The organism is Lysinibacillus sp. NPDC086135, assembly GCF_044746345.1.
GTDB lineage: Bacteria > Bacillota > Bacilli > Bacillales_A > Planococcaceae > Lysinibacillus.
Map to the genome: position 1 here is coordinate 1 of NZ_JBIVCA010000013.1, position 24,888 is coordinate 24,888.

General features: G+C 34.6%; 28 protein-coding genes, 1 pseudogene and 1 other annotated feature. Of the genes and pseudogenes, 21 read left to right on the top strand and 8 right to left on the bottom strand.

Features of this window, described 5'->3' with window-relative positions; all coding sequences use genetic code 11:
* The 9 genes from ACIPKN_RS16740 to ACIPKN_RS16780 form a co-directional block, all read left to right on the top strand.
* Window positions 1–552 (top strand): peptidase G2 autoproteolytic cleavage domain-containing protein (locus ACIPKN_RS16740; RefSeq protein WP_400937996.1); only part of this gene is annotated, 552 nt, incomplete at its 5' end.
* Window positions 553–635: 83 nt separating this feature from the next.
* Entirely contained in the window at window positions 636–899 is a 264-nt protein-coding gene (locus ACIPKN_RS16745) for a hypothetical protein (protein ID WP_400937997.1), read from the top strand.
* Between the two features lie 87 nt (window positions 900–986).
* Window positions 987–1,241, top strand: coding sequence for a hypothetical protein (locus tag ACIPKN_RS16750; protein ID WP_400938000.1), 255 nt, complete (start codon window positions 987–989; stop codon window positions 1,239–1,241).
* Window positions 1,242–1,874: 633 nt separating this feature from the next.
* The gene (locus ACIPKN_RS16755; RefSeq protein WP_400938002.1) at window positions 1,875–2,234 is read left to right on the top strand and encodes a hypothetical protein; all 360 of its coding nucleotides are present in this window, start codon (window positions 1,875–1,877) and stop codon (window positions 2,232–2,234) included.
* Window positions 2,235–2,317: 83 nt separating this feature from the next.
* The gene (locus tag ACIPKN_RS16760; protein WP_400938004.1) at window positions 2,318–4,111 is read left to right on the top strand and encodes a phage tail protein; all 1,794 of its coding nucleotides are present in this window, start codon (window positions 2,318–2,320) and stop codon (window positions 4,109–4,111) included.
* A gap of 18 nt (window positions 4,112–4,129) precedes the next feature.
* Entirely contained in the window at window positions 4,130–4,327 is a 198-nt protein-coding gene (locus tag ACIPKN_RS16765; protein WP_400938006.1) for a hypothetical protein, read from the top strand.
* Window positions 4,328–4,382: 55 nt separating this feature from the next.
* Complete coding sequence (locus ACIPKN_RS16770; protein WP_400938008.1) at window positions 4,383–4,634, top strand: hypothetical protein; 252 nt, start codon at window positions 4,383–4,385, stop codon at window positions 4,632–4,634.
* Window positions 4,635–4,658: 24 nt separating this feature from the next.
* Window positions 4,659–4,907: a phage holin gene (locus ACIPKN_RS16775; protein ID WP_400938010.1), complete on the top strand. Its 249-nt coding sequence runs from the start codon at window positions 4,659–4,661 to the stop codon at window positions 4,905–4,907.
* Window positions 4,908–4,920: 13 nt separating this feature from the next.
* Entirely contained in the window at window positions 4,921–5,601 is a 681-nt protein-coding gene (locus tag ACIPKN_RS16780) for a M15 family metallopeptidase (RefSeq protein WP_400938012.1), read from the top strand.
* An 82-nt stretch (window positions 5,602–5,683) separates the two neighbouring features.
* Here the strand turns inward: ACIPKN_RS16780 and ACIPKN_RS16785 are convergent, their stop codons facing one another.
* Window positions 5,684–6,190 (bottom strand): hypothetical protein, encoded by a 507-nt coding sequence (locus tag ACIPKN_RS16785; RefSeq protein ID WP_400938014.1) that lies wholly within the window; start codon window positions 6,188–6,190, stop codon window positions 5,684–5,686.
* Between the two features lie 161 nt (window positions 6,191–6,351).
* Here ACIPKN_RS16785 and ACIPKN_RS16790 point away from each other — a divergent pair, with 161 nt between their 5' ends.
* The 5 genes from ACIPKN_RS16790 to ACIPKN_RS16810 all read left to right on the top strand — a co-directional run bounded on the left by ACIPKN_RS16790 (window position 6,352) and on the right by ACIPKN_RS16810 (window position 7,537).
* On the top strand, window positions 6,352–6,537 hold the full coding sequence (locus ACIPKN_RS16790) for a hypothetical protein (RefSeq protein WP_400938016.1): 186 nt from the start codon (window positions 6,352–6,354) through the stop codon (window positions 6,535–6,537).
* The gene (locus tag ACIPKN_RS16795) at window positions 6,530–6,736 is read left to right on the top strand and encodes a hypothetical protein (RefSeq protein ID WP_400938019.1); all 207 of its coding nucleotides are present in this window, start codon (window positions 6,530–6,532) and stop codon (window positions 6,734–6,736) included. Before ACIPKN_RS16790 ends, ACIPKN_RS16795 begins: the two co-directional genes overlap by 8 nt.
* Complete coding sequence (locus ACIPKN_RS16800) at window positions 6,702–6,950, top strand: hypothetical protein (protein WP_400938022.1); 249 nt, start codon at window positions 6,702–6,704, stop codon at window positions 6,948–6,950. Before ACIPKN_RS16795 ends, ACIPKN_RS16800 begins: the two co-directional genes overlap by 35 nt.
* A complete protein-coding gene (locus tag ACIPKN_RS16805; RefSeq protein ID WP_400938024.1) occupies window positions 6,943–7,125 on the top strand; it encodes a hypothetical protein in 183 nt (60 codons plus the stop codon). The genes ACIPKN_RS16800 and ACIPKN_RS16805 overlap by 8 nt, the downstream gene beginning before the upstream one ends.
* A gap of 151 nt (window positions 7,126–7,276) precedes the next feature.
* Window positions 7,277–7,537 (top strand): hypothetical protein, encoded by a 261-nt coding sequence (locus tag ACIPKN_RS16810; protein ID WP_400938027.1) that lies wholly within the window; start codon window positions 7,277–7,279, stop codon window positions 7,535–7,537.
* A 1,137-nt stretch (window positions 7,538–8,674) separates the two neighbouring features.
* Here ACIPKN_RS16810 and ACIPKN_RS16815 read toward each other — a convergent pair.
* Genes ACIPKN_RS16815 through ACIPKN_RS16825 form a run of 3 tightly spaced genes read right to left on the bottom strand, consistent with a single transcriptional unit; the run spans window position 8,675 to window position 10,827 of the window.
* Entirely contained in the window at window positions 8,675–9,916 is a 1,242-nt protein-coding gene (locus ACIPKN_RS16815) for an FtsW/RodA/SpoVE family cell cycle protein (protein ID WP_400938030.1), read from the bottom strand.
* Window positions 9,903–10,295 (bottom strand): helix-turn-helix transcriptional regulator, encoded by a 393-nt coding sequence (locus ACIPKN_RS16820; protein WP_400938033.1) that lies wholly within the window; start codon window positions 10,293–10,295, stop codon window positions 9,903–9,905. The genes ACIPKN_RS16815 and ACIPKN_RS16820 overlap by 14 nt, the downstream gene beginning before the upstream one ends.
* Window positions 10,276–10,827 carry a sigma-70 family RNA polymerase sigma factor gene (locus ACIPKN_RS16825; protein WP_400938036.1) on the bottom strand — a complete coding sequence of 184 codons (552 nt, stop codon included), beginning with the start codon at window positions 10,825–10,827 and terminating at the stop codon, window positions 10,276–10,278. The genes ACIPKN_RS16820 and ACIPKN_RS16825 overlap by 20 nt, the downstream gene beginning before the upstream one ends.
* A gap of 196 nt (window positions 10,828–11,023) precedes the next feature.
* Between ACIPKN_RS16825 and ACIPKN_RS16830 the strand changes: the two genes are divergently transcribed.
* The 3 genes from ACIPKN_RS16830 (at window position 11,024) to ACIPKN_RS16840 (ending at window position 15,401) form a co-directional block, all read left to right on the top strand.
* Window positions 11,024–12,052 (top strand): hypothetical protein, encoded by a 1,029-nt coding sequence (locus tag ACIPKN_RS16830; RefSeq protein WP_400938039.1) that lies wholly within the window; start codon window positions 11,024–11,026, stop codon window positions 12,050–12,052.
* An 81-nt stretch (window positions 12,053–12,133) separates the two neighbouring features.
* Window positions 12,134–12,354, top strand: a binding site (T-box leader).
* A gap of 40 nt (window positions 12,355–12,394) precedes the next feature.
* Window positions 12,395–14,068, top strand: a complete 1,674-nt coding sequence (gene argS, locus ACIPKN_RS16835; protein ID WP_400938042.1) for an arginine--tRNA ligase — start codon at window positions 12,395–12,397, stop codon at window positions 14,066–14,068.
* Between the two features lie 160 nt (window positions 14,069–14,228).
* Window positions 14,229–15,401, top strand: coding sequence for an MFS transporter (locus tag ACIPKN_RS16840; protein WP_400938045.1), 1,173 nt, complete (start codon window positions 14,229–14,231; stop codon window positions 15,399–15,401).
* 72 nt (window positions 15,402–15,473) lie between these two features.
* Here the strand turns inward: ACIPKN_RS16840 and ACIPKN_RS16845 are convergent, their stop codons facing one another.
* Together ACIPKN_RS16845 and ACIPKN_RS16850 are read right to left on the bottom strand one after the other, a co-directional pair.
* Complete coding sequence (locus ACIPKN_RS16845) at window positions 15,474–16,472, bottom strand: alpha/beta fold hydrolase (RefSeq protein WP_400938047.1); 999 nt, start codon at window positions 16,470–16,472, stop codon at window positions 15,474–15,476.
* 3 nt (window positions 16,473–16,475) lie between these two features.
* Window positions 16,476–17,024, bottom strand: a complete 549-nt coding sequence (locus tag ACIPKN_RS16850) for a MarR family winged helix-turn-helix transcriptional regulator (protein ID WP_400938049.1) — start codon at window positions 17,022–17,024, stop codon at window positions 16,476–16,478.
* A gap of 440 nt (window positions 17,025–17,464) precedes the next feature.
* On the opposite strand from ACIPKN_RS16850, the gene ACIPKN_RS16855 reads away from it, so the two are divergent.
* Entirely contained in the window at window positions 17,465–18,592 is a 1,128-nt protein-coding gene (locus ACIPKN_RS16855; RefSeq protein WP_400938051.1) for a TcaA NTF2-like domain-containing protein, read from the top strand.
* Window positions 18,593–18,600: 8 nt separating this feature from the next.
* Window positions 18,601–20,370 carry a DNA helicase RecQ gene (gene recQ, locus ACIPKN_RS16860; protein ID WP_400938053.1) on the top strand — a complete coding sequence of 590 codons (1,770 nt, stop codon included), beginning with the start codon at window positions 18,601–18,603 and terminating at the stop codon, window positions 20,368–20,370.
* Between the two features lie 74 nt (window positions 20,371–20,444).
* Here recQ and ACIPKN_RS16865 read toward each other — a convergent pair.
* Both ACIPKN_RS16865 and msrA read right to left on the bottom strand, forming a co-directional pair.
* Window positions 20,445–20,725: pseudogene (locus tag ACIPKN_RS16865) on the bottom strand (VOC family protein).
* A 1,034-nt stretch (window positions 20,726–21,759) separates the two neighbouring features.
* Window positions 21,760–22,281, bottom strand: coding sequence for a peptide-methionine (S)-S-oxide reductase MsrA (msrA, locus tag ACIPKN_RS16870; protein ID WP_400938056.1), 522 nt, complete (start codon window positions 22,279–22,281; stop codon window positions 21,760–21,762).
* Window positions 22,282–22,457: 176 nt separating this feature from the next.
* Here msrA and ACIPKN_RS16875 point away from each other — a divergent pair, with 176 nt between their 5' ends.
* Window positions 22,458–23,408, top strand: a complete 951-nt coding sequence (locus tag ACIPKN_RS16875; protein ID WP_142508077.1) for an LCP family protein — start codon at window positions 22,458–22,460, stop codon at window positions 23,406–23,408.
* Between the two features lie 64 nt (window positions 23,409–23,472).
* Complete coding sequence (locus ACIPKN_RS16880; protein ID WP_142508078.1) at window positions 23,473–24,672, top strand: AI-2E family transporter; 1,200 nt, start codon at window positions 23,473–23,475, stop codon at window positions 24,670–24,672.
* The last annotated feature ends 216 nt before the right edge of the window (window positions 24,673–24,888 follow it).

A 24,888-nucleotide genomic window follows, 5' to 3' on the forward strand; every position in this document is an offset into this window, starting at 1 on the left:
GCTGAATACTTTGAATGGATGGATGGAAATCCACGTAATCAAGATAGGGTTGGATATGTAGTGACTCTAGATAAAGGTAAAATACGTAAAGCAACGGCTAAAGACAATTATATTCTAGGTATTGTATCTGCCACCCCTTCTGTAATCGGAGATAGCTATCAAGACGACTGGAACAATAAATACGTAACGGATGAATGGGGTCGTATTCAATTTCATTGGATTGATGTTGAATATGAAGAAGATAAAGAAGTGGTAAATGAAAACGGAACTATTGGAATTGAAAAAGTTACTAAGACACGCAAGGACTATGTTCAAAAGTTGAATCCTAATTGGAATCCTGACCAAGCATATACACCTCGTGAAAAACGTGCTGAATGGGATGCTGTAGGATTAGTAGGTAAGTTGTTAGTACGAGATGACGGCACACTATTCCCTAATAATTTTGCTAAGGTTGGTGGTTTAGATGGTGAATTAACGCTATCCGAAAATCCTACCAATGTTCGTGTTATGGAGCGTGTAGCATCTAATATCGTTCGAGTGTTTATTAAATAATAATTCTTTGAATAGGAAAAATTATGAAACCTTTTAAACTCTATTTCGTATACACAGTTATACAAAATTAGGGGGTAATAAAAATGTTTAATGAACTTATGTCAGTAAAAGAGATGGATAATGTTTTACAACAAAAGAAGTACGAAACTGGATATGGAATTGATGAACTAGTTAAAAATTTAACAAACACTGAGTTGAAACTATATGATAAAAAATTTAAAGAAGAAAATCATATAGTTGGCGAAATAACTTCAGATAACATGAAACTAATTAGCCCTATAGGTCATTATATTTTTACTGAAAAGTTGAATAGAGATAGAAATAAAGTATTCGGAAATTTGTTTTAGTTGTCAAATAGTTCCAAAATATGCAGCGATGTCATACCAATTAATATTATTATACTCTTAATTTATAAATGGTAAGGAGTTTTAACAATGGCACAGTTTTCTTTTGACGTAGAATTTAGAACCGACAGAACAAATTCATTAGGACAACCGATAACGGAATTTGAAATAGTTGTTTATATTAAAGATCCAATTATAGGTGAACTAATATACCCAATGTCTGTAAGTTACATTAACGGATCCGTTATACACGATGTTCAAAAGCTAGAAAATGAATTCCCTCCCGGGCAATTAAGAAGAGAAATGATTTCAAACATGAAGACATTTATAAAATCAGAGATTTAAATTTACATTAGTTCCATATTGTTAAAAAGCGTCAATCCCATCTTTCAGGTTTGACGCTTATTAAATTTTAATTCTATTAACATTAACATTTCCATTTTTCATCCGAAACTGAAAAGTAAAGGGGTGATTATAGAATGAATATAAATGCTCGATATCCTGACATCAGAAAAACAATTAACTATGTATCGTTGATAGTCCTAGTTGTTGCATTACTTGTTTTTGTTATTTCCTTTCGGAACTTAGGGAATTCTGTTTTTGAATGGGTTCTGATGTTGACAAAGTCATCATCTAACGGAAATACACCTGTAGGTTATCATTATTCAGTAAATACAGAGTTAGTTAATTCTAATTGGTGGTATCAGTCACTAATCGGAAGTTTGATAGCAATACTTTCCTCATTAGCTTGTTTAATAATATTCAAAAAGCATTAATTTTAGCAGAGTGTAAAAATGTCATCTTAGTTCCATATTGTTCGGTAATTACACGTTACTACTGTTATCAAATATTTAACAAATCAAATAATATTTCCTTTTTGTTTAACGCTACTCTTAATGGGTAGCGTATTTTTATTATTACATGAAACTTTTCCCAATTTTATGCGTAAATAAAAGTAGAAGAAAGGGAGGATGTTTTATGATTAATGGGGTACTACCAATTGATTCGAAATATTTACTAAACCTCATAGCACCATTAAAAGCGATAATTTTATTTACGATAATTTATCGAACTGTTGTTCCTATAAAAAATACAGAAATTAAAATGGATGATATGTTTATTAACGCTTTTAAAATGCTAGTATATGGGGCGTTAGCCATTTATATTTATGTGAAAGTGAGAGATACAGGAATAACAGAAATTGATGTTTTAACATTATTTACATTTATCTTGGCAGCTTTAGAGGCTACTCATAATTTTATGAATACTTTAGGTACCTATATAGGTGCAGCTCTAAGGCAAGGATGGGACTATGTTTTTGCTAGCAAAAAATACTGATTTATTTCTTGATAGTTCCATATTGTTTACTAAGCGCTGCTCTCATTGAGTAGCGTATTTTTATTTTTTAAGGTGGTGAAGGTATGATTTATGTTACTAATGGCAATGAAGTAGAAGCATTAGTACAAGTATCTAACTTTGAAATGCAACAGGAAATTAAGGGAGACTTTAATATCTCTCTTGTTTCCCATAATACAGATAGAAATCCTGCACATAGAATATTGCAAGAAGAAAGTGTTATAACTATTGGCGATTTTGACTTTAGAGTTAAACAGTTAAAGGAAACTCGTAGAGGTAAACAAGTAGTAGCAGTTAACACATTCTTTGATTTAATAGACACTCGTAAAAATGAAATCTATGGTGGTACTCGTACTTTTAACGAGTTTTTAACATTCGTTTTAGGTGGTACAGCATGGAGATTTACATTTGATAGTGATCTAAATGACCATCGATTAATTGCAAACTTTGGTGACAACAACATAATTGCTTTAATTAACGCTTTATGTCAGGTATATGAATGTGAATATGTGATTTTACCAAACAATCATATTCACTTTGCTAAACAAATTGGCGGAGATTACGATGCTCAGTATCGTTATGGATATAATGTTAAGGCATTATCTAAAAATGTCGATACGACAAAATTAAAGACATACATAGAAGGTTTTGGTGCGGATAATCTTTGGGTTAGTTATACATCACCAAATGAATTGAAATTCGGTAAACGTGAAGCAGACCCTATTTATGATGACAGATATACAAATAGTGATAGTTTAGTAGAGCGTATTAAATCTGAATTGATTGACTATCCAGAAGCAACATTCGAATTAGATTCTATTGAATTGTTAGATAAAGAATTAGGTGAGCGTGTATGGCTTATATACGAACCATTAGATATGGAATTTCAAACACGCATCCTATCTCAGACTAAACAATTCGTTAATGGTGAATTAAGAACTACTAAAGTAGTGCTAGGAAATACACTTCCTAAGACAACTACAGATATATTGATCTCACAAAAGGTAGAGATTGATGAGAATAAGAAGATTACACGCTCTAAATTTGAGCAAACTAATAATCAAATAACAATGGCGGTAGAAACTATTGGTGAATCTATTGCTGAATTAAAGCTTACAGACAAAGAAATAAACCTTAGAGTTGAAGAAACAAATAAAAACCTAGCAGAGTTCAAGATAACAGCTCAACAGATTTCAACTAGGATTGAAAATAAAGTAGATAATTTAAATTCAGAATTTGTACAAACTTCTAATGAGTTTAGAACTAGTATTAATGACAATGGTCGTGCAATTTCAACAATGAGACAAGATCTCACGGGCTTTGAATTTACAGTAAACAGTAGATTTAATGATACTAATTCTAAAATTACGCAAACAGAAAATCAAATTAGATTTGAAGTTGTCAAGAAAGATGAATATAACGGACGTACTATTACATCTATGATTAACCAAGATCCGTATGCTGTTTCTATTAGTGCCGATAAAATAAATTTAAACGGCGCTGTAATGGTTAACGGTACTATTTCAGGAGCTACAAGTATTCAAGTAAATGACAATGTCAAAGTAGGAAACTATTTGACTATAGGTGACTATTATAATGCTGACTATGCTATCTATTTTGGCGGTTCGGCTAAAGCTATGTCTATTAATGGAACTAGTAGCGATACTATACAATTAAGTGCAATGAACGGTGTAAGTATTCCTTCTGGATATTTATATGTAGGTGGACGCTCAGTATTATTAACCAATACAAGTGGATTACGATTAGATTGGAATAGTTCGTCGGGTGGTACAGACGGCGGACGTCTTTATGTACGTACAGAATACGGAGAAGTTGGGTATATTCCAATTTTAAAATAGAAATGGAGAAAGAAAATTATGAACTATGAATTACATTTAAATAACGGATTGATTTATTCCTTAAACGGAGAAGAAATTGATGCACAAAAACTCACTGATACTTTAAATAGTAATCAAGTGGGTTTTATTAATTTTGGAGGAATTATAGTAATTAAACATGCTGTAGTTGGCATTTTCCCTATTTTAAATACATCTGAAACTAAAGAAGAAGAGTAAGAAAGGATTGACCTGTGTACCTAAATAGGTATGCAGGTTTTTTGATGGTGAATAAATGTTAGAAACTATTAATTTATGGCTACCCATTCTTACGGCTGTTGTTGGAGGTTTATTAGGTATTTGGAAAATATCAAATGGATTAAAAACAACCTTAACTAATCTAATTAACAGTGTAGACCGTTTGAATGAACATTTAACAACTGTTCAAGCAGATTCAAAAGAACATGATAAACGATTAGATGCACATGACATTAGATTAGAAAATCATGAACAACGCTTAAAGACATTAGAAGAAAACTCTGAGTAACTAGAATAAAAAGGAGTGCTTAAATTGAAGATAAACTGGAAAGTACGTTTTCAATCAAAACAATTTTTGACATCATTGCTAGCGTTATTGGTAGTTCTTGCAAATCAAATTGCAGCTGTATTTGGCTATGACATTACATTAATATCTCAAGAAATTACAAATATCAGTGAAACTGTTCTATTGATCTTAGGTTTACTTGGTGTGGTTGTAGATAATACGACAAAAGGTATATCTGATAGTGAGCAAGCATTGAAATATAACGAACGGAAATAGGGAGTTGATAGTTATGATTTATGATAAACGTAATAAAGAAAATCTTGATAAGTTAGCAGTTAACACTAGAGCATTAGCATATAAATGGTATCAGTATTGTGTTAGTAATAAAATTGAAGTATTAGTATATGAAACTATTCGTTCAGTAGAACAACAGAAAGCTAACGTTGCAAAAGGTGCTTCACAGACAATGAAATCATACCATATCGTTGGTCAAGCATTAGACTGGGTTTTAGTTGATTCTAAGGGTAATGCACTATGGAATGCTTACAATACTACAAATGCAAATAAAGTTATCAACTATGCAAAGTCAATTGGTTTTGAAAGTGGACGTGATTGGGGATGGGATGCACCTCACTTGCAATATGAATATAAAGGTTACGGTACTGATACATTTGAAAAGGTGACTACACAACCTAAGAAATATAATCTTGGTTATGATGCTCCTAAAAATTCAAAAGCGTATCGTCTACATACAACAGCATTTAAGAATAAAGCAGAATCAGAGAAGGCAAAAGTTGATTACGTTAAGAATGGTTACTTAGCGTATGCTGAAGTGTTCGGAAATGATAAAGATGGATATCGTTTACAGTCTGGAAAATACATATCTCAAAAAGATGCTGAGAAAGCTGCTATGCGATTAATTAATGTAGGATTACAAGATTACGTGTCAATCATTGGTAGACCGAATTGAAAGTGCTTGTATAACACTAATGCCCAGGTACTCAATTAATTTTGAGCTTGGGCATTTTTATTTCCATGTCTAGTTAATTTCATCAACTTGTTTTTTCTTCAATTTTAAACTTAGTTTGAGTTAGATTAATAGGTTCTTTTGTTGGATCATTATCAGTAAATTGCACAGCTGTTACAGTATACTCACTAGGCTTTAAATTATCTTCAGATAAATCTAATGAAGATTGCGCTAGTTCTCCAACATGTTCAGTTGAATAATAAGCCTTATTAATGTAAACAAACGTTTCTAAATTTCCATCAAAGTTTTCATAATCGACACCTATTTGAACAATAGCATCGTCTTTATCAACAAATAATGTAGGAACATTTCCATTGGAGCTATCTCCGGCAGGGGTACTCACTTTTATTGTTGCGTTACCGATTGGTGAGGCGCTAGGGAATGGATATTTACTTTCTGCAGCTACAGGTTCTTTTTTAGCTTTAGTTTGTTCACTTGCAGGAGCCTCTTCTTTAGATTCAGCTTTTTCTTCACCACCACATGCAGTTAATAATAGTGCTGATAATGCTCCAACGTAAAATAACTTTTTCATTTAAAAATTCCCCCTCTATATTACCATTTTAGGAAAATTAGATTTAAAAGTACATATAAAAAACAAATAATACATGAAAGGGTAAATGTTTTTTCATTTTTTACTTAATTTATTCATAAAAAGTATAGATTAGATATTTTTAAATCTATTAGAAAGGATGAATGAGGATGGAAAATACAGAAAAGTCAATAAAACCAGAGCCAAGAAGTTGCATCATACAAAATGAAGAAGTACTAGAAGCTCTTCGTAATGCGTTAGACAAATACTTTACGTCTTTACCAGAAGAAAGATTACTAGAGATAGAATCTTATATGTCATGTGATAGTGATGAGGATGTAGATGAGTAGAACAATAAAGATTCATAATACAGATATTGAAATAGAGTTAACAGATGCTGAAAAAGAGTTTTACGAATCACAATTAAAAAGGGCAGAAGAAAGTGGACAAGTACTTCGAGCGAGGTTAACTGAACAAGGAACAATCTACTATACAATAGGAGAACCAAATTTAGATGTATTGGCTAGATTTTTACTACCTTATATTTGAGATTAAAGCTAAAAAAGGAGAATATGGTATGGTTAAGTATAAAGAATTCGAAGGTATGAAAGTTAAGACAATTCCAGTAGTCAAATCTATTGAGTATAACAATGATCCTATTGAAGCTGAAAAATATAAAAAGATATTGCAGGAAAAAATAGTAAATATGTTCGTATCTCACTTTAAAAATAATTTACATAAGAAGGAGGATGTGAATGACTAGTGGTAAAACTACAAAATTAAAAATAGGGAAGTATGAATATACAGTTACTGGCGTTAACGAACCTAGTGAAGAAGCTATTATGAGGTGTAGAAAAGTACTAACTAAAATAATGAAAAGAATCATGAGCGAAGAGATTGCAAGAGAAGAAGGAAGAATATCCATAAAAGAGAAATAAGTGACTAGGGTGTACTTTTGGGTACACCCTTTTTTTGTTTGTAATGGTAAATCATTAGATAAAATCACTTTCATAGTTCGATAAAAAGACATTTCCTTGTGTTGTTCCTTTTGGTAATATATAGGTAAATAATACATGGGAGGTTTAGAGCATGAAAATAAATATTATTTGTGAAAAGTGTGAAACTGAAGTTGAATTAACTCCGAAAACTGTAGGTAGACATGCTAACTTGAATGATTTAGATGATAGGTTTAGAATTAGTGAAATTAAACTTGATGAAAACTTTGATGAAGATGAGCCGCCAAAAGAGTTTAGCGATTTAGACATTAGAGTAGAGGAAGTAAGAATCGATTGTAAAAATTGTGGAGAATATATCGTTTTGAATAATTTTCCTACATATGTTTATAGATAATTGAGGTAGCTTAGAGGGGGTAATTTCCCTCTTTTTTATTTGCCTTCCTTTTCGATTAAATACTTGATGAAAAATAGGTGAGTAGTGTATAGTTTTAGTTAAAGAAGGTAATAGAATTTTATTCTTACTTTTTCATATACCTAAAACGTTTTAAATATAGATTTAAACCACGATTTATCTACATTTTTTCGTAAAATGGTTTGAGTAAACAAAGTTTATTGAATTTTATATTTACGTCTTCAAATAGTTTACGATCGCCATAGCGAAGACCTACATTACTTACTTGAATCATGCAAGTTCCTCCTTTTTTCACAATGGCACTAGTATATCATGAAATATGTACCATAGTCTATAAACATTATTAAATCAACGTTTGCGTTATTAGTTCTCGGGTGTTCGAGTGGAATAGGAGAGTGGGATAATGTTAATAAAAAGTAAAGCCAGATACTTTCATATGTATTTTATCGTCACTAAGGTAAAGAACGCGTAATAATAATAAAAGCCCTCTCTTGTAAGAAGGGCATGAGTTTACTACATTATTTCCTCTTCCCTACTTCTGATTAAATTCGCCATCATACCAGCAGTAAAAGTAAACTTCTCGTGATTCCCTCCTAAGGTAAATATTCAAAGTTTTATTCACATATATATCAATGTAAATACATTTTGGTAATACAAGGGGATGTGGAGGTGATGAAATGCTATTAAGAAACAAATATTTTAGGCAGTTTATCTTTTCATTTATAGCAATTATAGCAATTGCTATATACAATATTTCATTTCTTAATAGAGCTTTGGAGGTTTTGTTAGTAGCTTTTCTATTTACGATAATTTCTGATCTTGCTTTTCACAATAAAAAATTCCGAGACTTTTCATTATTACAGAAAATTGCCTTATTTGTAGTGACTGTGGGCATATTTATATCGGTTTTCATGTACACAGAACCTGTCTATTTTCCTAAATAGATTTTTTAAATATCGATACTTAATGAAATTTAACTACCTGTACTTGGGTAACTTTTTTGATAAATTCTCACTTAATTTCAGAGACATATAGTTAAGGGACAAATTATTTTCTATAAATAAAGTAACCTTTTATCAGATAGATTGGTAAAAGGTTACTTTAAATGGCTTAAAAACATTAAATATATGATTTTCTTCGATAAATACTTAGCGTCAAGCCGATAGCAACGCTCCCTAGTAGCATTGGGAAAACACCATGGCTAATGAATGGGATTGGCATTGACATGAGGGGGACAAGTCCGAAAAGCATAAGTATGTGATATATAATTTGCGTTGTGACATAGGCAAGGCCACCTACAATTAATAAACGACCGTATTCGTTATGAATGGAGCCTAGTGTGTATGCTAAACGGAAAATGATGAAGCCAAGAAGACATACAACGGCTACTCCTGCAATAATTCCATACGTTTGTAAAATCGTCAGTAATACATAATTAGTATGTGCCTCAATCTCCCATATTACCTTGCTGTTGCCAAACCATGTGAGGTTCTTCATCACGGTTGAAATATAGGATACACCATTATCTTCTAAACCTGGTGTATATATAGTCTTCATTCGAGCCAGTGAAAGGTTATAGGGGGCTAAAGGCACAACCATTAAGTAGCTTATTAAGGCAACAAATAAGAAACTAAAAGCTACGGTACAGGCTAATTTTTGTTTGCGAGAAAAGCTACTCGCATAAAATAATATGGCAACAATCACCGTGTACGTGCAGAATAATGAAAAGTCCGGCAATCGTATGTAGCAATATGCACCGATAGAATAAAGAATGAGCAACCACCATAATGATTTTTTTTGTTTAGCAAAAAATCCCGCAAATGCTATTAAAAAGAGAGGCAATGTCATCCAACCTTTAAGTTCTAGGGAACCTGCTTGAAAAAAGATCACATCATTCATCATTTGATTACCATTTAAGATAATAAGAAATATGAGACATCCCAGTACATACAAATGCGTGGAATAGCGCTCTAGCTTGCGGAAATCGAGTCGCGTTAAGAAAATTGTCACAGCAATTCCACCAATAACAATAACGACATTACGCATGATAAAATGTCGTAACGAGAGCTCAGCTGGTAGGAGCGGTAAAAAGCTACACATCGCTACCAGCACAAATGGAATAACGAGTAACCAATCGATTTTCGGCTGATGAATTTGATTGAGTGAGACGCCGAGATTTGTAGCATTACCCATTTCACTTACAGCCTGTTGCTCTGCATCTGCATCGTTATAGCCCTTTTCCTGCCAAGCCTGTTTTGACTTCGCTAAATGATAGGTTAACTCCTTTTCAACAGCTTTATGTGCCTCCTTGTTCCGAATATGACCCTTTACATGTTGAATAAATTCTTTAACCGTTCGCATAGCGCACCTCCTTCAGTAATTGCTGAAGAGAAGGGAGCTTGTCTGTTTCTTTGTTAAGCGTCAGAAGTTTAACACCCTTACGTGAAAGAACATATCGCTTTTCGTTCTCGTGCCACTCACTTACGACGAGTTGTTGCTGTTCAAGGCGATGTAGAGAAGCATAGATCATCCCTTCGTTAAAATGAACTACCTCTTTGTTTTTTGTATAAAGAAGTTGCGTAATCTCATAGCCTGAGCGCATCGTTTGTAGCATCGGTAACAGCACCTGATCCGAAAGTTCCTCATGAATGCCTTTGCGCACAGCTTCCTTATGTGTCTCCGTAAACTGCACCTTTTTAAATTGATTTTTCATAGCTTGTTTAAAACGTGTTTCCGTCAAATGGATTCCCTCCTAACGCTTTTTGTAACAAGGAACGTGCCTTACGAAGTCTTGTTTTCACCGTATTGTTATTCAATGATAAAATGCTAGCAATTTCCTGGATCGAATAGTCCTCAAAATAATAAAAGTAAATAAGTTCACGATACTTTACGGGAAGTGCCATCACTAAGTCAAACAACGCCTCGTCCTCACTATTTTTCACAACTTGCTCAAGCAAATCGCTCGTTTCTAATGTTTCCTCTAACACATTCGTTTCGATAACATCGACGTTTTTCTTGTACCAGCTCTTTATATAGTCCTTTGAATGATTAATAGCAATACGCCATAACCAAGTTTTCAAACTGGCATGCCCCTGATATGTTGAGAGAGCCTTATAGCACTTGATAAAAATCTCTTGCGTCAAATCTTCAGCAAGAGCAGTATCATGTACATATGTATAAACAAGCTGCAGAATCGCTTGGCCATAATTGGACATTAGCTCCTCAATCACCTGATCTCGTGATAAACCGCTTGCTGTTATTGTTTCCTCCATATCGTACCTCCTTACGTGTTCATTCATTAGACGATTGCCAAATAATACTGGTTTTACTTTTATAAAAAAGCGTGTAAATGTGTTGTGAGTACTCGTAAGCTAAATAACCTTTAGGAAGAGTTCTAGCAGGTAAGGATGAGGGGTACATTAAATAGTAGGGCGAAATAGCAAACTTTTAGTAGAAAGGGAGGGGATCTTGAAGAGACTTACATTAATTTTGATAATTACCGTAATGATTTGCATTGTCTTTAGTAAAAAAATATTTTCAATTAATGATCATAATCCCTCAGAATCTAAACTTTATATCAATGTGTTTGATCCTAAAAGTTTGAAGTTTACATTCTATCATTTTGATCAGAGTCAAAATAAAAGTAAAGTACTATTTAGTAAGGAAACGACGGATTTTACTGCTTTCGCTTATTCTGAACGTACTAATATATTGTATTTTGCTGATGTCATATCAGATCATACAATACAATTATTTGAAAATGACCTAAACACGAATCAAATGAAACAATTAACCACTGTATTTCATAACGTTGACTTTATCCAAATAGACAAAGCTCAAAGAATTATCTTTATGAGAGTGCTATTAAGAGATGAACTTAAAAATTTTCATATGGCTACCTATAATCTTGATACGCAGAAAATACAAATATGGGACGAAGACAACAAGGATAGCAGTATTTTAGATTTTAATTATAACCCGAACAATAATCAATTAATTGTGGTTTCTTTCTCCGAGGACGAAGATCAGAAGAAACTTGACGAGGTTAATAAAAATCAAACGAAATTACAACCGACCAAATACAGTTTAGATATTTATGATATTGAAGGACAAAAAAAGAAACATGTAGCCGATGTAGAAAGATTTATAAGTGGCGCATCATTGGCTCCAGATGCAAGCTCTGTTATTATTAGCTATGATGAAGCTGTAGATAGTCCTATTTCGCATGTTGTTGAAATAGATGTCAAAACAAAAAAAGTAAAGCACCTACTAGATAGTAGTAATATTTATTCAAAAATTCGCTCAGTTAAATACGATGAAAAAAAAGAAGGGTTTTATTTCTTATCTAGTTTTATTGATGAAAAAAAGGGTTATAGTATTTTGGAAATACCTAAGGAGAGCGTACTCTCGTACTATGACATGAAGAAAAATAAGGTGCGAAATGTTTGGCGAGCTAAAAAAAGTGTTATTGTTAATTATTCAGCAGAACATTTTTAATGTAAACATTTACTTCTTGATATTTCTGAAAAGACTGTTGACAATAATTGGTAGCTCGTGTAGAATATGTTGAAATTACAGTCAAATTCGGTGAAAAAGAGAGTAGTTTATGGAGCTACTGGAAAGCGAATTAGGGATGGTGTGAGCCTAATGCAGCAGCCATAAATGAAACGCACTTTGGAGAAGGTTCTCGAATGAGTAGTAGAGAATATCGGGGAGTCACCTCGTTAACAATGGAAAGTGGTCATATTTATATGGCAACTAGAGTGGTACCACGGGATAACTATGCTCTCGTCTCTATATTTAGAGATGGGGGCTTTTTTTATTGAGAGGAGAATGAACATGCATACACAAATTGCGAAAAGAATTGCTGTAGCATTAAATAATGAGTTATCTGTTAATGACATTCAAAATCTACTAGAAAGACCGAAAAATTTGGGCTTAGGAGATGTAGCATTCCCGTGCTTTACACTGGCAAAAAAATTAAGAAAATCTCCAAACAGTATCGCATCCGACATAAAACACAATTTAAGCTGTAATTTAATACAAGAAGTTCAAGTAGTAGGTGGCTATGTCAATATTTTTTACCATCAGCCAACGATTATACATCAAGTACTTTGCCAAATAGTAAAAGAAGAAAATCTATACGGGACTCATCAGGAGTCAAAGGGGAATGTAGTTTTAGACTTTTCTTCCCCAAATATTGCGAAGCCTTTTTCCATGGGCCATTTACGCTCCACAGTGATCGGTAATGCTTTGGCGAATATTGCTGAGAAAAATGGCTATCAAGCAATTCGTATAAATCATATAGGTGACTGGGGCACACAGTTTGGTAAGTTAATCGTTGCCTATCGTAAATGGGGCGATCAAAAAATAATTGAAGCTGCCCCAATAGAGGAACTGTTAAAAATATATGTAAAGTTCCATGAAGAAGCGGAACAGGATGAAACACTCAATGAACAGGGACGTGCTGCATTTAAAGCATTAGAAGATGGAGATGGAGAGGCTTTAGCTCTTTGGCAATGGTTTAGAGATGCATCACTCGAAGAATTCAAAACCATTTATCAATTGCTTGGGATAAACTTTGATTCTTTCGCTGGGGAAGCGTTCTACAATGACAAAATGACTGCTGTTGTTAAAGAATTGAAAGAAAAAGATCTACTTGTGCAATCAGATGGTGCGTATGTCGTTGAAATAGACAATATGCCTCCATGCTTAATCACTAAAACAGACGGTGCTACGCTCTATGCTACACGTGATTTAGCAGCTGCTTTTTATCGCAAACAACAATATGATCCTAAAAAAATATTTTATGTTGTAGGGAATGAACAATCTCATCATTTTAAACAACTATTTAACGTAATTGAGAAGATGGGATACGATTGGGCAAAAGACTTACAGCATGTACCTTTTGGGATGATTCTAAAAGACGGTAAAAAAATGTCGACGCGTAAAGGAAAGATTGTTCTATTAGCAGAAGTACTAACAGAAGCGATAGCTACGGCGAAGCGAAATATCGAGGGGAAAAATCCAAATCTAGTGGATAAAGAGAACATTGCACGTCAGGTTGGTGTAGGAGCGGTTATTTTTAATGATTTAAAAAATGATCGTCTTCATGATATTGACTTTTCGATTGAGCAAATGATGCATTTTGAAGGTGAAACAGGGCCTTATATTCAATATACGTATGCACGTATCTCATCTCTTTTGGAAAAAGCAAAGGAACATAGTTACGAAGTATCGTTTGAAGCATTAGGGGAGCAAGCGTGGCCAGTTGTTTTATTACTGGAACAGTTTCCGAATGTAATTGTCAACACTTTTGAGCAAGCAGATCCATCACAAATTGCTAAATATGCCTTGCAATTAGCGCGTGTATTTAATAAATATTATGCTCAAAATAAAATATTGGTCGATGATAGCCAGAGAACATCACGATTAGCATTTTGTCATTGTGTAGCCATTGTTTTAAAAGAATCGTTAGCATTATTGGGCATTGCAGCGCCAAAAAAAATGTAAGTATCGTAAGCTGCTGCTATGTCTTGATACTACATCAATAATTACCATTAAATTGTCCGATACTAGAAAAAATGGTAAAAGGAAATAGTGAGAATTCAAAGGTCTAACAAATTTCGTTGAATTTTTAACCGTATCAATAGAGAGAAGGTTTTTAGAACGTATGGAGAAAAAGCAATGGCGTGTTTCCATGGTACTTGTGGTTGTTAGTATTTTCTTCGTTGCACTCAATATGCGCCCAGCAATCACAGGAATAGGACCTCTATTTAATATACTTTTGGAATCACTCCATATATCAAATACAAAAATGAGCTTTTTAACTTCTATTCCGGTGTTTTGTATGGGTCTCTTTGCACCATTCGCAGTACCATTACAAAGAAAACTCGGAACAAAAACAGCCATTACGCTCTTAATAATAATCCTAGCATTAGCAAATGGGCTACGCTTTTTAAAAGAAAGTTATGTACTACTTGTAGTCACAAGCTTCGCTGCAGGATTTGCCATTGCACTTATTGGCCCCATCTTAAATGCCTATATAAAGAAAAAATTCCCGAATCGTTTTACAACCGTGGTAGGTGTTTATTCATTTGGAATAGGAACAGGGGCAACATTGAGTGCGGCACTAACCATAACATTTTTTAATCATTTTCATGAGAGCTGGACGATGGCGCTTGGTAATTGGGCAATACTTGCTATCATTGCTCTTTGTATATGGTTACTAGCAATACAAAATCAAGAGCGGCCAGAAACAGGTGTATTGACAGAAAATGCAGCACGAAATCCTTGGAAAAATGCACGTGCTTGGACTATTTTAATTTACTTTGGGATACAAACATCTTTGTTCTTCTCAATAATGTCTTGGCTAGTACCGATCGTACAGGCTAAGGGCTTTTCTCTTGGAGCAGCAAGCTCTATGCTAACATTTATGTCTATTGTACAAATGATTGGAAATATTTTGGTTCCAATACTAATGGACAAATGGTTCAGTCGAATCAGTTGGCTCTTTTCTTTAGGGATCTTAGGCGTGATTGGCTTTGTGTTGCTATGGTTAGGCTCAGGGACTTTGTTATGGATTGCTGTATTCATAATAGGTATCGTATTAAGCGGCTTATTTCCAATTGGTTTATTGCTACCACTGGATGAGGCAAGAAATGACGAGGAGGCAAATAGCTGGTCATCTATGGTGCTTTCAGGAGGTTTTATGATAAGCTCCATTATCCCAATACTAATCGGCTATTGCTATGATGTGACTGGAAACCATACATTTACCTATTTGATTTTTATACTATTAATGATTGGCATAATTGCTACTACATTTATGCTTAAGAAAAAATAATGGGAAGACATGCTTAAATGTACGAGCATGTCTTTTTTTCAAAGCTCCATAATCGGCTTTTAGTTCACATTTTTATGATGAACTTTTATAAGATCTAGACGCCTCCGTACAATGTTCATTGTTATATATCTGAAGTAATGTATCTGAGAACAAGTTGGTTTGGTCCATCATAATTCTATGACCGGCATTTGGAATGATAAATAATTTTTTATGAGGAGCGTTAATTTTAGTAAAGTATTCTTCGGCAATAATATAGGGAGCCTGCCAGTCATCCTCACCTAAAATGAAATAAATGGGAACTTTATAATCTGAGGAGTCTGCCGCCAGGTAAAAGTCTTCTAAAAATTCATGGACTTTGCTATTTGCTTTTAGTCCTTTTGAAAATGCGAAAAGATCCGATAACTTAAAAATAGGACTTCTAAACGCTGATATAAATACAGGAAGATCACTTTTCACAGCTAAACCATATAACCCTTGAAGTTTTCGGATTTTCATACATTTCTTTAAAAACTCACGATCAAATTTTATTTTTTCTCCAGGATAAGTTCCTATAGCTTCCAGCTTTTTTAAAGCTTTTTTATCATTTGCCTTTACTATTTGTTCCTTCATTTTGGCATAAGCAACACGCTCATTTTCAAGAAGGGAGACAACTTGTGCCACGCCAATATAATAAGCAATATCTTCAGGAAATAGCTTGATAAATATACTTCCTAAAATAGTGCCCCAAGACCTTCCGAGTAAAACAATCTTTTCTTTATTATATTTCTGCTTTAAATATTGAATAATCCCATATAAATCTTCTAGCATGACATCAATTGTAGGGTACTTGTAGGGGTTTTTAGTAAGCGTTTTTCCAGCACCACGCTGATCCCAATGAACAATCGTAAACGTTTCTTCTATTTTATATTGAAAAGCATGGGCAAAAAGAGATTCAACACTACCAGGACCACCATGTAAATAAAGCAATACTGGGTTATCATAATTAGTACCTGAATGAAATAAATAATGATTTACACCGTTAACCGAGACAAATTCTTCACTATTAATTAATTTCTCGGATTTATTGTTCATTTCTCATTCTCCCTCTAGATGATTTCTTCGTCTTTCAAACTCCTTTAAAACCTTTAGCTGAACGTCAATTTGATTTTCATCCATTGTCAAGTTACTGCGCTCCTCAAAGCCATCTTGTTCTTCACCATCAAAACTAAATAACTTCTTTAATAGACCCCACATTGTTTCGAGCTCATTAGTAGAAAAATTTTTAAAAAGATCCGCTAAAAAATATGTTCCTTTTTCTCCCGCCTCTAGCGCAACTTGTTTACCAAACTCAGTAATCGTCGTGTTGACCGCACGTTTATCTTGCTGACTAGGGGCAATTTCAACATATCCTTTGTTTTTCATAGTAGTGACTAATTGCTTTACATTCTGTTTAGTCGTTCCTAATTTTCTTGCGATATTGTTGAACGATGCTTGATCTTCAGGTAAATGGGCAATAGCTAAGATCACCATAAATTGTCTAGATGTTAGTTTTTCTAAATATTGATCGGATTGTACTTGAATTTTATTGCCAACAGAAAAAAGGGCTGAATAGATTTGTTGCATTAGAAATAAGTCATTGTTCATAAAGATGTCCTTTCCTTTAGACAATATATTGTCTATAAAATAAATGAACGGTCACATAAGTGAGAAGACTTCTATTGTTAATAACATTTTAACCACAAATAATAAGTCATTTTTCATAGCAAATGTAAAAAAGAGACGTTTTTTATAGGTATAACGGATTGACTAAAAGGTGAGGGTAATATTTTTATAACACTTAATCTCAAATAATATTATTATGTAAACTTGAAACGTTTTGTAACCTTGTTTATGATAGTAAAGAAAGATGTTTAACTTGCATTTAGCACTGATAGTCATCACCTCTATTGGTGATAAGTGGGTGCGGGGTGAGGTTATTGTTTGGCGGTTTACAAATAACCGCTGAGATAGCGGAACTCAGGCTATGAACTTCACATTTGTGAGAATGCTTAAGTGACCAACATCGTGCCTTTGCAGAGGCAGATTTGATAGAAAGTTTTGGTGAACGTATGCGGAAAAAGATGCTCATCCTTGGAGCAACAGCTTTATTATTAACAGGCTGTGGAAATGAAACATTGGCAGAGGTGTTTCATACTGAAAAGACCGATGCAAAATCGGAAAAAGCTGTGACGAAGCAGCAAGAAAAAATTGTACCAGAAGTAAAAGTAGTTGGGGAGAACGGAATCGGTGCAGGAGTCATTATTAAAAAAGAAGACACTAAGCTCTATATTTTGACAAATGGTGCGCTCGTCGCTTCAAAGCCAGTTGCTCTCGTGCAATTTAATAATGATAAACTTATGGAAGCCGATGTGCACTATATATCTACCGCTTATAATATAGCCATTTTAGAAGTACCGTATAACGCATCGGTAAAGGTGCCGAACGTCTATAAAGGTGAATTAAATCAGGTAGCTGTTTATGTTGATAGCTTACCACACATCATTAAAAAATATAGTGACAGCGTAGCAGCTTATTACATAGATGCAAAACAACATACACTTATTGGGAGCCCGGTTCTAGAAGCAGAGAATGGTGAACTTGTGGGCATCTATTTTAAACGCCAGCAAAACGGTGGATCACAGCCGTTTATATTGCCATATAAAGATATTGTACAGTTATTGGATGAGTGGATCTCAGGTACTATGAAGACAAGTGATCGACTAACCCAATCCAAAAACTTAAATCCATATATTGAACAAGGCGATAAAGAAGCAGTCCAGCAAGCTATTGATCAATACGGGAAAAATATTTTTGCTTATAATGCCGATGAGGTAAAACTATTTTTAGATACATTTTATAAGCATTTAAAAGCGGCTGTTGAAAATCATGATGCTAGTGTCATGAAGCCTTTTGTAGGTTCAGACGATTTACAAAGCACGCTGGATAATATGGTAGCGCATTACGCAACTAAACAAGCAAAAATTCGTTTTTACAATACATCGATTAAAAACATCAGCATGAAGGGCCAAACTATTGTTATTCGTGCAAAAATAGAGTATGTACTAACAAATTCTGCTGGTCAAGAGGCATTTGCGAACTCTATGATGGTATATGAATTAAATAAAAATAAACAGGGCGAGTATAAGCTTATTCGCCTAACAACAGAGGAGTGAAAAGTTGGATGGAGCAAGCAAGACAAATGCTACAACATCATTTTGGCTATGATTCATTTCGCAATGGACAAGAACCAATTATTGAACAAACATTACGAGGTCAATCAAGTCTTTGTGTGATGCCAACTGGCGGAGGTAAATCAATTTGCTATCAAATTCCGGCACTCATGCTAGATGGCCTAACAGTCGTCATATCTCCTTTAATTTCTCTTATGCAAGATCAGGTAGAAGCATTACGTGCTGCAAATATTCCGGCCGCGTATATAAATAGTACTTTAACCGTGCAAGAAGTGAACGAAACAATGCAGCTAGCGAGTGCAGGTTATTTAAAGCTCCTTTATATAGCACCTGAGCGATTAGAGAGTGCAACATTTTTACAGGTATTATCGAATTTATCAGTACCTTTACTTGCAGTGGATGAAGCACATTGTATTTCTCAGTGGGGCCATGATTTTAGACCAAGTTACCGAGCAATCCAAAAATTATTTACATTATGGCCGCAAAAGCCAACTGTCTTAGCACTTACAGCAACAGCTACACCGGCTGTATGTGACGATATTAGACAATTATTAGGGATTGATGAGCAATCAACGGTGATTACCGGCTTTTCACGTGAGAATTTATCTTTCTCAGTGTTAATTGGTGAAAACAAAGAGCGTTACATTAAAAATTATTTAGTAAAAAATAAAAATGAAACGGGCATTATTTATGCAGCTACACGAAAGGCTGTAGACTCAATCTATGAGCTTTTAAGTCGCTCGGGCGAAGCTGTGGCAAAATATCATGCGGGACTGTCAGAGGACATGCGTATGTCAGAGCAGGAGCGCTTTTTAAAAGACGAGGCACGCATTATGGTAGCGACCAATGCATTTGGAATGGGTATTGATAAGAGTAATGTACGCTTTGTTATTCATTATCAAATGCCGCGCAATATGGAGAGCTATTATCAGGAAGCGGGACGTGCAGGACGTGATGGCTTGCCAAGTGCCTGTATTTTACTTTATGCATCAGGTGATGTTCAAACACAGCGCTTTTTAATTGAACAGACGCAGGATGAAACACGCATTGCACAGGAATTAGCGAAGCTACAAACGATGGTTGATTATTGTCATACAGAAGGCTGCTTACAAAATGCCATCTTAACGTATTTTGCCGAGGAAGCAGGGGCACCTTGTAGTCGTTGTAGTAATTGTAATGATGGGCGAGAAGTCAAAGATGTGACGGTAGATGCACAAAAGGTATTAGCTTGTGTTGTAAGGATGGGGCAAAAATTCGGTAAGACGATGGTGGCTCAAGTGTTAATTGGCTCCAAAAATCAAAAGGTCACTGAATTTGGCTTTGCAAGGCTGTCTACTTATGGCATTTTAAAAGGACAATATTCCTCAAAGGATGTCTCAACCTTTATTGAGTTTTTAATTGCTGAGGGTGTACTTGCCGTTAAACATGGCACGTTTCCAACTATTTATGTATCAGAGGAAGGCAAAGAAGTTCTACTCGGGAATCGACAGGTCATGCGAAAAGAAGCTGTTACTGTTCGTAAGCTTGTTGACAATGATCCGTTATTTGAACATTTACGATTATTACGTAAAGAGATTGCGGATGAAGAACAAGTACCACCATTTGTTGTGTTCTCTGATAAAACATTGCGTGATTTATGTGATAAAAAGCCGACAGAACTAGAAGACTTACGTCATGTAAGTGGGATTGGTGAAGTTAAATTCGAAAAATACGGTAAGCGTTTCTTCGATGCTCTTCACTCTTTTTTGAAAACAACATGATATAGGAAGAAAGGGAAGTGCTTAATTCAAAAGAATTATGCACCTCCTTTTTATTTTACAAAGTATGACAACGGCTATTTTTCCCAAAGCTCGATCAGTCGACCATCAGGATCCTTAATCCAAATAAACTTTCCAAATTCACTGATTTCTTGTTCCTTTTCAAGAGGTACTCCAATATGATCAAGATGGTTAATAGTCTCGTTTAGAATGAAAAGATAGTCTCATTTCCTAATTGGGGTTTAATCACAGTCCCATTCCAATCTTCAATGTCCGTCTTCAACACTTCAACGTACCATTTTTTTATAACATCAATATTCTTCGTTCTCCAAAATATTCCTCCTACACCTTTTATCATCGTTCTAACTCCTGTCTGTCTTCAAATTTTTAGTTTTTCAATTTATTGCTCAGTTCCTTCTTCAACTATACTGTTTTGAGTACAATTTTTCCCAAAATAAACTTGAAAAAATCACCTCAAAAATAACTAAAGAGGTGATTAAACAAAAACCCGGAATATTTATTATTCCGGGTCTTGATTCTCACTTACTTATAGTGCTCCATGACACACTGCCTCGCTTCCGCATTCATCTTAAAATTCTTTAAGAACTGTGCTTTAGCTTTGATGGTCCTTCTGAGTTACCGGTCAGCCCCACTCATCGGGTTAACCCTCCTTGTCATTGGATTTGAAGTGAAATCTTTAATAGTATAAACTGTTTATTATTTTCTATACACGTTACTTAAAAAAATGAAAAAATCCATTGAAAACGGCTATACATCGAGATTAATTGTGACTGGGCATAATTGTCGCTTTTTCGCTACAGATAAACAATGGGTTCAAGATCGGCTTTGTGCTTAGGCCAGCAGATGTTTTCTGTGCGAAAGCGCAGCGGTAGCAACAGCAACATGAGGGCCGACACGATATTAGTCAAACCTAACTAAAGAGGTGATTAAACAAAAAAATAACCCGGAATAATTATTATTCCGGGCTTGATTCTCACTTACTTATAGTGCTCCATGACACACTGCCTCGCTTCCGCATTCATCTTAAAATTCTTTAAGACAACTGTGCTTTAGCTTCATTCAGCTTTGATGGTCCTTCTGAGTTACCGGTCAGCCCCACTCATCGGGTTAACCCTCCTTGTCATTGGATTTGAAGTGAAATCTTAAATAGTATTGGCTATTTATTATTTTTTATACACGTTATAGAAAGATCAGAAAACGCTTTTAATCATACGTTTTTACAGGCATTAATGTAAAACAAGTCGAATCCTTCGCGTACGAGAATTCGACTTGTTTAGGTTGAAATCTTCATCTTATTATGAAAAGAAAAAAAGCGGTTATATTCTGAGTCAGGGAAGTGAATCTTCTATCGAAATAAATGATTGCATTTGGCTATTTATCCCAATGTTTATTGATGAACTGATCTCGACCAGAATGTGCTCGATCATTCTGATAATGCTCCGACTCTTTTTTATAATAGTCCTGATGATAATCTTCTGCAGGGTAGAAGGGCTTGGCATCGCGAATTGTGGTTACAATAGGTTTATCAAAGCGACCACTTTTTGCTAGTATTTCTTTGGATGCTTCAGCAATGTGTTTTTGCTCTTCTGAATATGTAAAGATTGCCGTTGTGTATGATTCACCACGGTCATGGAATTGACCATAAGCATCCGTTGGGTCGATTTGCATCCAGTAAATATCAAGGAGCTGCTCATAACTAAAAATGTTAGGGTCGAATTCAATTTCGACTACTTCTAAATGGCCAGAAGTACCTTTTTTGACATCCTCATAAGTAGGGTTGTCTAAATGGCCACCCATGTAGCCCGAAGTGATCTTATGTATACCGTCCCACTCAACAAATGGCTTTACCATACACCAAAAACAACCGCCAGCAAACGTAGCTTTCTCGATCATGTACATCATCCTTTCTTTCGTGAAAATATTATAGCATTATTTTGTTCATAACTGGCAAATAGGGTGTAAAATAACCTATAAATAGTTGTTGTTAGCATTCATAATATAATATAAAATGAACCTTTCTTTATATGGAATCGTTACATTAACTATAAAAAATAGAGGAGTTAACAGTTATGGAAGAGCAAGATTATTCAAGACGCTCGCAACGTCCAAAAAAACGTCGCTTGCGTAAAGGGAGAGCATTGTTCACATTGCTATTACTTTGTGTCATTGTTATTGTAGGTTATTCCGTTATGCAATACCGCAGTGGACTAGAATTAGCAACGGATACAAAGGTAGCCCAAGAGGATTTTAAAGGTGATGCAGTAAAAGGCGATGTTGAAAATTATTTATTATTAGGAATCGATACTCGTGGTGAAGAAAAATCACGTACAGATACAATGATGGTATTATCTTGGAATAAGAAAACAAATGATGTGAAGCTCGTGTCATTAATGCGAGATATTTATGCAGATATACCAGGTTATAAATCCTATAAGCTTAATACGGCTTACTATTTAGGCGGTGTCCAATTATTAAAGGATACGATCGGTAATATGTTTGGCCTGCCCATTAATCATTATGCAATTATCGATTTTAAAAATTTTGAATCTCTTGTAGATATTATAGCGCCAAATGGAGTTGAAATGAATGTAGACAAGGATATGTCCGAAAAAATTGGGGTTTCATTAAAACAAGGTGTGCATAACTTAAACGGTAAAGAATTACTTGGTTTTGCCCGATTCCGACACGATGAAAAAGGAGATTTTGGTCGGGTAGAACGTCAGCAAAAGGTTATCGAAGCGTTAAAGAATGAAGTTTTATCACCTCAAAATATTTTGAACTTACCAAAATTCGTTGGTGCAGCACAAGGTTATGTAACAACGGACTATTCATCTTCTGGAGAGATTCAGCAAGTGCTTAAAATGGTGTCGAAAGGTAAAGTCAAAATAGAAAAAGCAACTGTTCCAATTGAAGGTAGTTATAGTTTCAAAAGCTTTAGTGGTGTCGGTGATTCAATTGTTATTAATGTAGAGAAAAACAAAGAATTTTTACGTAACTTTTTAGGCATTTCCCTAGAGTGATTTTTCGCAAAATCCAACATTATCCTGTACTATATGGATATAGGATTTGTATTGGGGTGAGTAGATGGAGAAAGAAAGACCAAAAGAGCGTTCGAATTTCTTTTCAACGAAGTTTATTCGTTTTTTAGGTGGTAAAAACTTATTTTTTACACTGATTATTTTATTATTGCTAGCATGCGTTATTTTTATGTTCCAAAAAGTTTCCTTTATATTTACCCCGCTAAAAGTTTTATTTGAGGTAGTTATTCTACCAGGGGTACTTGCCATTATTGGGTATTATTTATTACGCCCAATAGTAGGGCTATTCGAAAGATGGCGTATCCCAAGAGTTTGGGGTATCTTTCTTCTATATATCATTCTGATTGGTATAATTACGTTATTAGTAGTACTTGTCTATCCGTTTTTACGAGACCAGTTTACTAATTTAGCGCAGGAATTCCCAGGATATTTTATGGCGTTTACACAAAATATAGCTGATTATCTGAATAATGCTCGTATTAACGAGTTCCTAGATAAAATTAATTTAAACTATGACGCAATGGTGAAAAATTTTACTACGGATATGGTGGAGACGGTAAAAGATACGGCTGCGAATTTAGCGCAAGGCGTGGCTTCTGGTATTACTGGCTTCGTTTCAGCCTTAACAGGAATTGTTCTATCATTAGTAACGGTGCCATTTATTTTATTTTACTTACTTAAAGATGGCGAAAAACTACCAAGCTTTATTTTAAAAATGTGCCCGCCACGTATGCGTAAAGAAGTACACGAAATTTTCCATGACATGGACAAGCAAATTAGTTCCTATATTCAAGGGCAAATTTTAGTGTCAATGTGCATAGGTGCCATGGTGACTATTGGCTTTTTAATTATCGGTATGAAATATGCTTTATTGCTAGGGTTCCTTGCTATGATTACGAGCGTTGTTCCATACTTAGGTCCAGTTATCGCCATTACACCAGCGGTCATTATCGCTCTTGTAACATCACCATTCATGCTTATTAAGCTAGCCATAGTGTGGACGGTCGTACAGTTGATTGAAGGGAAATTCATTTCTCCACAAATTATGGGTAAATCACTTAGTATCCATCCAATAACTATTATTTTCGTGTTATTAACGGCTGGTTCTTTGTTTGGTGTACCAGGTGTTATTTTAGGTATTCCAGGCTATGCTATTATTAAAGTGCTTGTGACACATTTATTCAAGCTATTTAAACATCGTTACAATCGTTACGAGGATGAGATACATCAAAAATATGATGTGTAAAAAGAGATAGCTACTGCGAACAAGCAGTAGCTATTTTTTTATATGGTTATATTAAAAGTTGGGTCTATTGTTATTAGCATTAGCAATTACATCAATGTAATTTTACTAATATAATCATAAGTGGGCTTATATAAACGGAAGGCTAGCTCTGTCCTTACGTAAATTAGGATGGGATGGAACCCCTGTCGTTCATAAATGTTTTATAGCGTTCTGAGA

Excerpts from the sequence above, each read along its gene's own strand:
- msrA (WP_400938056.1), bottom strand. The coding sequence starts at position 22,281 with ATGATCGAGAAAGCTACGTTTGCTGGCGGTTGTTTTTGGTGTATGGTA.
- ACIPKN_RS16755 (WP_400938002.1), top strand. The coding sequence starts at position 1,875 with ATGATTAATGGGGTACTACCAATTGATTCGAAATATTTACTAAACCTC.
- argS (WP_400938042.1), top strand. The coding sequence starts at position 12,395 with ATGCATACACAAATTGCGAAAAGAATTGCTGTAGCATTAAATAATGAG.
- ACIPKN_RS16745 (WP_400937997.1), top strand. The coding sequence starts at position 636 with ATGTTTAATGAACTTATGTCAGTAAAAGAGATGGATAATGTTTTACAA.
- ACIPKN_RS16825 (WP_400938036.1), bottom strand. The coding sequence starts at position 10,827 with ATGGAGGAAACAATAACAGCAAGCGGTTTATCACGAGATCAGGTGATT.
- ACIPKN_RS16880 (WP_142508078.1), top strand. The coding sequence starts at position 23,473 with ATGGAGAAAGAAAGACCAAAAGAGCGTTCGAATTTCTTTTCAACGAAG.
- ACIPKN_RS16850 (WP_400938049.1), bottom strand. The coding sequence starts at position 17,024 with ATGAACAATGACTTATTTCTAATGCAACAAATCTATTCAGCCCTTTTT.
- ACIPKN_RS16765 (WP_400938006.1), top strand. The coding sequence starts at position 4,130 with ATGAACTATGAATTACATTTAAATAACGGATTGATTTATTCCTTAAAC.
- ACIPKN_RS16815 (WP_400938030.1), bottom strand. The coding sequence starts at position 9,916 with ATGCGAACGGTTAAAGAATTTATTCAACATGTAAAGGGTCATATTCGG.
- ACIPKN_RS16785 (WP_400938014.1), bottom strand. The coding sequence starts at position 6,190 with ATGAAAAAGTTATTTTACGTTGGAGCATTATCAGCACTATTATTAACT.
- ACIPKN_RS16810 (WP_400938027.1), top strand. The coding sequence starts at position 7,277 with ATGAAAATAAATATTATTTGTGAAAAGTGTGAAACTGAAGTTGAATTA.
- recQ (WP_400938053.1), top strand. The coding sequence starts at position 18,601 with ATGGAGCAAGCAAGACAAATGCTACAACATCATTTTGGCTATGATTCA.
- ACIPKN_RS16760 (WP_400938004.1), top strand. The coding sequence starts at position 2,318 with ATGATTTATGTTACTAATGGCAATGAAGTAGAAGCATTAGTACAAGTA.
- ACIPKN_RS16875 (WP_142508077.1), top strand. The coding sequence starts at position 22,458 with ATGGAAGAGCAAGATTATTCAAGACGCTCGCAACGTCCAAAAAAACGT.
- ACIPKN_RS16790 (WP_400938016.1), top strand. The coding sequence starts at position 6,352 with ATGAGGATGGAAAATACAGAAAAGTCAATAAAACCAGAGCCAAGAAGT.
- ACIPKN_RS16800 (WP_400938022.1), top strand. The coding sequence starts at position 6,702 with ATGTATTGGCTAGATTTTTACTACCTTATATTTGAGATTAAAGCTAAA.
- ACIPKN_RS16840 (WP_400938045.1), top strand. The coding sequence starts at position 14,229 with ATGGAGAAAAAGCAATGGCGTGTTTCCATGGTACTTGTGGTTGTTAGT.
- ACIPKN_RS16845 (WP_400938047.1), bottom strand. The coding sequence starts at position 16,472 with ATGAACAATAAATCCGAGAAATTAATTAATAGTGAAGAATTTGTCTCG.
- ACIPKN_RS16795 (WP_400938019.1), top strand. The coding sequence starts at position 6,530 with ATGAGTAGAACAATAAAGATTCATAATACAGATATTGAAATAGAGTTA.
- ACIPKN_RS16780 (WP_400938012.1), top strand. The coding sequence starts at position 4,921 with ATGATTTATGATAAACGTAATAAAGAAAATCTTGATAAGTTAGCAGTT.
- ACIPKN_RS16750 (WP_400938000.1), top strand. The coding sequence starts at position 987 with ATGGCACAGTTTTCTTTTGACGTAGAATTTAGAACCGACAGAACAAAT.
- ACIPKN_RS16770 (WP_400938008.1), top strand. The coding sequence starts at position 4,383 with ATGTTAGAAACTATTAATTTATGGCTACCCATTCTTACGGCTGTTGTT.
- ACIPKN_RS16805 (WP_400938024.1), top strand. The coding sequence starts at position 6,943 with ATGACTAGTGGTAAAACTACAAAATTAAAAATAGGGAAGTATGAATAT.